A 5,717-nucleotide genomic window follows, 5' to 3' on the forward strand; every position below is an offset into this window, starting at 1 on the left:
CGGGGTGCCGCCGGTTCGCTTTCAGGTGGAAACGAGATGACATTCGCCAACCGGTAGCGTTCTGCGCGAAGACGACTTCCGGGAGGACTTTTTAGTGAAATATCAACGGATTGCCGGCGTTGTGGCCGGAATCGTGGCTTTCGCCGGTATTACCGGGACGGCGTTGGCGGCGACCACCCCGGCGCATGACTTGGTCGCCAAGCCGCACGCCGACACCACGTTGAAGGCCGACCTGGACAAGATCCTGTCCGACCCGCGGCTGGCCAAGGCGACCAGCGATGTGGACGTACGCACCGCCGCCGGCGCGAGCCTCTACGCGAGCTCCGCGGTGGACTCCCCGGTCCGGCCGGCCTCCAACGCGAAGCTGTTCACCACCACCACCGCGCTGGACCTGCTAGGCACTTCGTACCGGTTCAGCACGACCGTCGGCTCGGTGGCGCCGGTCAGCGGCTCGACTCTGCGCGGTGACCTGGTCCTGCGTGGCACCGGCGACCCGACCGTGAGCGCCGCCGACTACGACACGCTGGCGGCCGGCATCGCGAGCCGCGGGATCAAGACGATCAGCGGCAAGCTGCTCGCTGACGACACGTATTTCGACAGCCAGCGGTGGAACCCGCACTGGGATGACAGCGACAAGCCTTTCGCGTACGCGTCGGAGATCTCCGCGCTGACGGTGGCCACCGACTCGGTCGATGACACCGGGGCCGTCCAGGTCACCATCTCGCCGGCCGCGCAGGGCAAGCCGGCGGCGATCGCGCTCAGCTCGGACACCGGCTACGTGAAGGTGTCCAACAAGGCCACCACCGGCGCGGCGGGCTCGGCCAACACCATCGCGGTGGACCGCCCGGCCGGCGCGAACACCGTCGTCGTCACCGGTTCGATCCCGGCCGGCGGCGCCGCGGTGGTCAAGCTCCGCACGGTCGAGGACCCGGCGCTGTATGTGGCCAGCATCTTCCGCGCCGCGCTGGCCAAGCACGGCGTCAGCGTGACCGGCCAGACCGCCCACGGCACCGCGGCGGCCGGCTCGAAGGTGCTCGCCACCAAGCAGTCCGCGCCGCTGAGCGACATCCTCACGCCGTACCTGAAGCTCAGCAACAACGGCATCGCCGACATCCTCACCAAGACGATCGGCAAACGGGTCTCCGGCACCGGCAGCTGGGCCGCCGGCACCGCGGCCATCAAGCAGCACATCACCGCGCTGGGCGTGAACACCACCGCGCTCAGTCTGTACGACGGTTCGGGCCTGTCCGACGACGACCGGGCGTCCGCGCACGGGGTCGCCGACCTGCTGGTCAAGGTGCGCTCCAAGAGCTGGTTCCCGACCTTCTACGCGGCGCTGCCGATCGCCGGCCAGCCCGACCCGCTGGTGGGCGGCACGCTCGCGGCCCGGATGGCCGGCACCAAGGCGGCCGGCAACGTACACGCGAAGACCGGCACGCTGACCGGCGCGACCTCGCTGTCCGGCTATGTCACCGGCCCGGACGGGCAGGTGGACGTTTTCTCGATCCTGCTGAACAACTACGTCACCCCGACGCCGACCGACCTACAGGACCGGATCGCGGTTCGGCTGGCCACCGGCTCGGCGGCGACCAGCAGCCTGCTGCACGCCCCGGCACCGACCAAGCGTTCGGGCAGCGGTAAGGAAATCGAGCCTTCCTGGGCCAAGGCCGCCTGATCACACCACCACGGTCTGAGTCACCCTTTGTCGGGTGGCTCAGACCGTTGTTTTGGTGACCAGCAAAGAAAGCAGAATGTACGCGAGGGGCAGAACGGCGACCGGGATGCTGACCAGGAAGTGCGCGAAAACCAGCGTCGCGATCCGCCGCTGCAGGTGCGAGATCACCCCGGCGACGATCCCCCAGACCAGATAACCAGCCACAAAGACCGGCACCGAGCCCCAGGCCCACGCGTACGCGGCATATTGCAGGCCGAAGAAGATGCTGGTGAAGCCGATGGCGATCCAGGCGTGCTTGGTCCGGGCGGCGATCCTGGGCTGCACATAGCCGCGGTAGTGGATCTCCTCCAGCAGCGGGTTGATCAACGGGAACAACACCGCGATCAGAATCCCGTACCAGAGCGGGAAACTCCGGCCCGCGCTCAGCCCGAGCGGACCGATGAAAAGCTTCTGCACGGCCAGGATGAGCGTGTTGAGGTCCTTCGGGTGACCAAGCGCCACCGCCACCCCTGCCACCGCGAGGTCGAAGGGCAGCATCAACGCGGGCACCCAGAGCAGGCTCCAGCCGGCGTCCTTGAGCAGCGACTTCCAGCCGGTCCGAAAACCCATCAGGTCGCGCAGCCGAAAACCCTCGCGGTGGCCGCGCCAGACCAGGATCTCCAGGCTCACCAGGTTGGCCACCAGCGTCATCGGCAGTGCCGCCGTCAGCGCGAGAAGCAGCGCCTGCGAGCTGTGGAGCAGGACGGCGACGCCAAAGACGATGCCGACGCCGGCGGCGATGATCCCCAGCCGGATGGCGATCATCGCGATCGGCCACCCCCAGCCGACCGTGCCGGCCCTGACGGCGACCGCGCCGACTCGTACCGCATCGGGCGTTTTGGTGGGCTTGGGAGGCACGGTCGTGTCAACCATCAGCATTCGTACGCACCATCACGGCACCCGACGTAGTCGTGCGCCCGCTTTCCGTCGTGGTCTACCCCGTCGCCGATCATCGCCTTCAACCCTATCCACGGTTGCCAACCACCACGGCCGTTTCAGGGCATTGATGCCCGGAAAGGCCGTGATGCCTATCGCTGTGCGGCGGCGGTCGTGTAGAGGCAGACAGCCGCGGCGGCGGCCAGGTTGAGGCTTTCGGCGCGGCCGAAGATCGGCACCCGTACCCGTGCGTCCGCGAGCGCCGCGATCTCGTCCGGCAGCCCGCGGGCCTCGTTGCCGAACAGCCAGGCGGTCGGTCCGGCCAGCCGGCCGGCGGCGGCCTCGCCGAACAGGTCGGCCTCCCCGTCGCCGGCGGTGGCCAACACCCGCAGCCCCGCCGCGCGGACCTGCGCGACGGTCTCGGCCGCGTCACCGCCGCGGACCACCGGGAGGTGGAAGAGGCTGCCGGCCGAGGCGCGTACGCACTTGCCGTTATAGAGGTCGACGCTGCCGTCGGTGAGGACAACGGCACCGGCACCGGCCGCGTCAGCAGTACGCAGGACCGTACCGGCGTTCCCGGGGTCGTTGGCCTCGACCATGACAGCGACCAGCGCCGGCAGGCCCGTCAGCGCGGTCGCGAGCGGCACGTCGAGGAAGCCGCAGACGGCGACCAGGCCCTGCGGGGTGACCGTCTCGGACAGGCCGGCGACCGCGCTGTCCGTGGCAACGCTCACCCGTACGCCCCGGCGCTCAGCGGCTTCCAGCAGCTCCGGATAGCGGCCGGCGGCTTCTTCGGTGGCGTACACATCCGTCGCCGCGCCCGGCGAGTCGGCGGCCCGTGCCACCGCTTCGGCCACCGCTTGCGGGCCTTCAGCCAGAAACTGGCCGGCCTTGTCCCGATGGGAGCGCCGCATCAGCTTGCGGGCAGCGAAAACCCGGGGAGTCCGCTCGGTGTGCAGCGGAATGTCCCCGGGTTGCATGAAAAGTCGAGTGACGCTCAGGCAGCCGAGTCGGCGGCGCCGGTGTGCCCGACAACCGCGCTCTTGGCGACCTTCACCAGTGCCGCGAACGCGGGCGCGTCGGTGACGGCGATGTCGGCGAGAACCTTGCGGTCCACCTCGACGCCGGCCAGCTTCAGGCCCTGCACCAGGCGGTTGTAGGTCATGCCGTTCTCGCGCGCGGCGGCGTTGATCCGGGTGATCCACAGCTGCCGGAAGTCGCCCTTGCGCTGCTTGCGGTCACGATACGCGTAAGTCGCGGAATGGAGCAGCTGCTCCTTCGCCTTGCGGTAAAGCCGGGAACGCTGGCCGCGGTAGCCGCTGGCCGCCTCAAGCGTGGTCCGTCGTTTCTTATGGGCGTTTACCGCCCGCTTCACGCGCGCCACTTGTCCACCTATCTCGTCGCTATCCCACTTTGCGGCGGGATTTTCATCTCGGTCCGCCGTCGCCGGCGGTCACTGTCTTTTGGTGCTGGTGCTGGTATTTCTAGCGACCGAGCATCCGCTTGATCGTCTTGGTGTCCGCCGGAGCGATGTCCACGATGGCGGCCAACTTGCGGGAGCGCTTGCTGGACTTGACCTCAAGCCGGTGCTTGCGGTTGGTCTGCTCACGCTGCAGCTTGCCCGAACCGGTGATGCGTACCCGCTTTTTCGTCCCGCTGTGGGTCTTCATCTTCGGCATTGGTCGTTGTCTCCTCGTTCAGATGGCGGCGGCTGGCATCCCTCCGCGCCGGCGTACGCCGGGCGGAGAGCGAGTCAACTGCCGTTATTTCGCGGTCTTCAGTGCACGGTGCGGGGCCATCACCATGATCATGTTTCGACCGTCCTGCTTGGGCTGAGACTCGACGTAGCCGAGCTCCTCCACATCCTCGGCGAGCTTGCGCAACAGCCGGAACCCGAGTTCCGGACGGCTCTGCTCGCGACCACGGAACATGATCGTGATCTTGACCTTGTCGCCGGCCTTGAGGAACCGCTCGACGTGACCCTTTTTGGTGTCGTAGTCGTGTGGGTCGATCTTCGGCCGAAGCTTCATTTCCTTGATGACCGTGAGGGTCTGGTTGCGGCGGGCTTCCCGGGCCTTCTGCGCGCTCTCGTACTTGAACTTGCCGTAGTCCATGAGCTTGCATACGGGTGGGCGTGCGGTCGCCGCGACCTCCACGAGGTCAAGGTCGGTGTCAGATGCCAGTGCTAGCGCTTTGTCGATCGGCACGATGCCGATCTGCTCACCCTCCGGACCGACTAGACGCACCTCGCGGGCGCGGATCTGGTCGTTCACACGCAGGTCGACGCTGATGGGGCCTCCTTGGACGTAACTGTTTCTGCTTCGTGCAGCCCCGAACACAACAAACAGGGCCCCGGGCATATGCCCAGGGCCCTCGCTCAACCGGTCCGCCACGCTGGAAAAGCCATAGCCGGCGACGGGGTGAACCGCCACCAGGACCGGAACCCGGACGCCTGGGTCGTACGCAACGGCGACTCGGGTGGGAGCGGGGCTCCACTTGACGCCACCTGACAATCCAGGAGGCTGGTCAACAAGCGATGCTAGCAGGTCAGCGGTGCGCTGTCCTAATCGGTGCCCTCGGCACCAGTCTGCGAGTCGGCGAGCAGGGCCCGCAACCCTCGTACGGCCGCGACCGCGCGGTCCTTGTCCTGCCGCTGGATCGCCATCACCGCCACCTGATCGTCGTCGGCGAGGTCCAGCGCCGCCCACGGCGACCCCTCGTCGAACCGTACGGCCGTGACCACCTGCCAGGGCAGGTTGTACGACCCGAACATGTTCCGGATCCGGACGCCCTTGGTGTCCGCGTACACACGGGGCCGGGTGAACCAGAGCACTCCCGCCGCCAGCAGGATCCCGAGACCCACCATCGCGTACTGGTCACCGGTGCTGAACATCCCGCCGCCCTCGGTCCGTCCGGTCAACCCGAACGACAGCGCGATGAACATCAGCACGATGAACGGCGCGACCACCCAACACACTTGCGACAACCGGCGCGGCAGAGCCCTCACGTCCGGCGGATGCTGTTCACTCACGCCCCCAGTCTGCTCCCCCGCCAGACCGGCCCTTCACCGTGCCCTCGCGAACTGCGCCATCTCTCCTTGATCAACAACTCCATCCAGCGACAGGTC

General features: G+C 67.7%; 7 protein-coding genes. 1 reads left to right on the forward strand and 6 read right to left on the reverse strand.

Annotated elements, in window-relative coordinates:
- The first annotated feature begins 94 nt into the window (after positions 1 to 94).
- Positions 95 to 1,675 carry a D-alanyl-D-alanine carboxypeptidase/D-alanyl-D-alanine endopeptidase gene (gene dacB, locus ABD301_RS18295; protein ID WP_163571900.1) on the forward strand — a complete coding sequence of 527 codons (1,581 nt, stop codon included), beginning with the start codon at positions 95 to 97 and terminating at the stop codon, positions 1,673 to 1,675.
- 39 nt (positions 1,676 to 1,714) lie between these two features.
- On the opposite strand, the gene ABD301_RS18300 is transcribed toward dacB, so the two are convergent.
- From ABD301_RS18300 to ABD301_RS18325, 6 genes are all read right to left on the reverse strand, one after another.
- Positions 1,715 to 2,593, reverse strand: coding sequence for a CPBP family intramembrane glutamic endopeptidase (locus ABD301_RS18300; protein ID WP_344311464.1), 879 nt, complete (start codon positions 2,591 to 2,593; stop codon positions 1,715 to 1,717).
- A 149-nt stretch (positions 2,594 to 2,742) separates the two neighbouring features.
- Complete coding sequence (locus tag ABD301_RS18305) at positions 2,743 to 3,570, reverse strand: TrmH family RNA methyltransferase (RefSeq protein WP_163571897.1); 828 nt, start codon at positions 3,568 to 3,570, stop codon at positions 2,743 to 2,745.
- A gap of 17 nt (positions 3,571 to 3,587) precedes the next feature.
- The gene (rplT, locus tag ABD301_RS18310; protein WP_163571896.1) at positions 3,588 to 3,974 is read right to left on the reverse strand and encodes a 50S ribosomal protein L20; all 387 of its coding nucleotides are present in this window, start codon (positions 3,972 to 3,974) and stop codon (positions 3,588 to 3,590) included.
- A gap of 100 nt (positions 3,975 to 4,074) precedes the next feature.
- Entirely contained in the window at positions 4,075 to 4,269 is a 195-nt protein-coding gene (gene rpmI, locus ABD301_RS18315; RefSeq protein ID WP_163571895.1) for a 50S ribosomal protein L35, read from the reverse strand.
- Positions 4,270 to 4,353: 84 nt separating this feature from the next.
- Positions 4,354 to 4,950, reverse strand: coding sequence for a translation initiation factor IF-3 (gene infC / locus ABD301_RS18320; RefSeq protein ID WP_163571923.1), 597 nt, complete (start codon positions 4,948 to 4,950; stop codon positions 4,354 to 4,356).
- 203 nt (positions 4,951 to 5,153) lie between these two features.
- On the reverse strand, positions 5,154 to 5,621 hold the full coding sequence (locus tag ABD301_RS18325) for a PH domain-containing protein (protein ID WP_279582139.1): 468 nt from the start codon (positions 5,619 to 5,621) through the stop codon (positions 5,154 to 5,156).
- Positions 5,622 to 5,717 lie beyond the last annotated feature (96 nt).

Source organism: Fodinicola feengrottensis (assembly GCF_039530045.1).
Taxonomy (GTDB): domain Bacteria; phylum Actinomycetota; class Actinomycetes; order Mycobacteriales; family HKI-0501; genus Fodinicola; species Fodinicola feengrottensis.

Excerpts from the sequence above, each read along its gene's own strand:
- infC (WP_163571923.1), bottom strand. The coding sequence starts at position 4,950 with ATGCCCGGGGCCCTGTTTGTTGTGTTCGGGGCTGCACGAAGCAGAAAC.
- ABD301_RS18305 (WP_163571897.1), bottom strand. The coding sequence starts at position 3,570 with ATGCAACCCGGGGACATTCCGCTGCACACCGAGCGGACTCCCCGGGTT.
- rpmI (WP_163571895.1), bottom strand. The coding sequence starts at position 4,269 with ATGCCGAAGATGAAGACCCACAGCGGGACGAAAAAGCGGGTACGCATC.
- ABD301_RS18300 (WP_344311464.1), bottom strand. The coding sequence starts at position 2,593 with ATGCTGATGGTTGACACGACCGTGCCTCCCAAGCCCACCAAAACGCCC.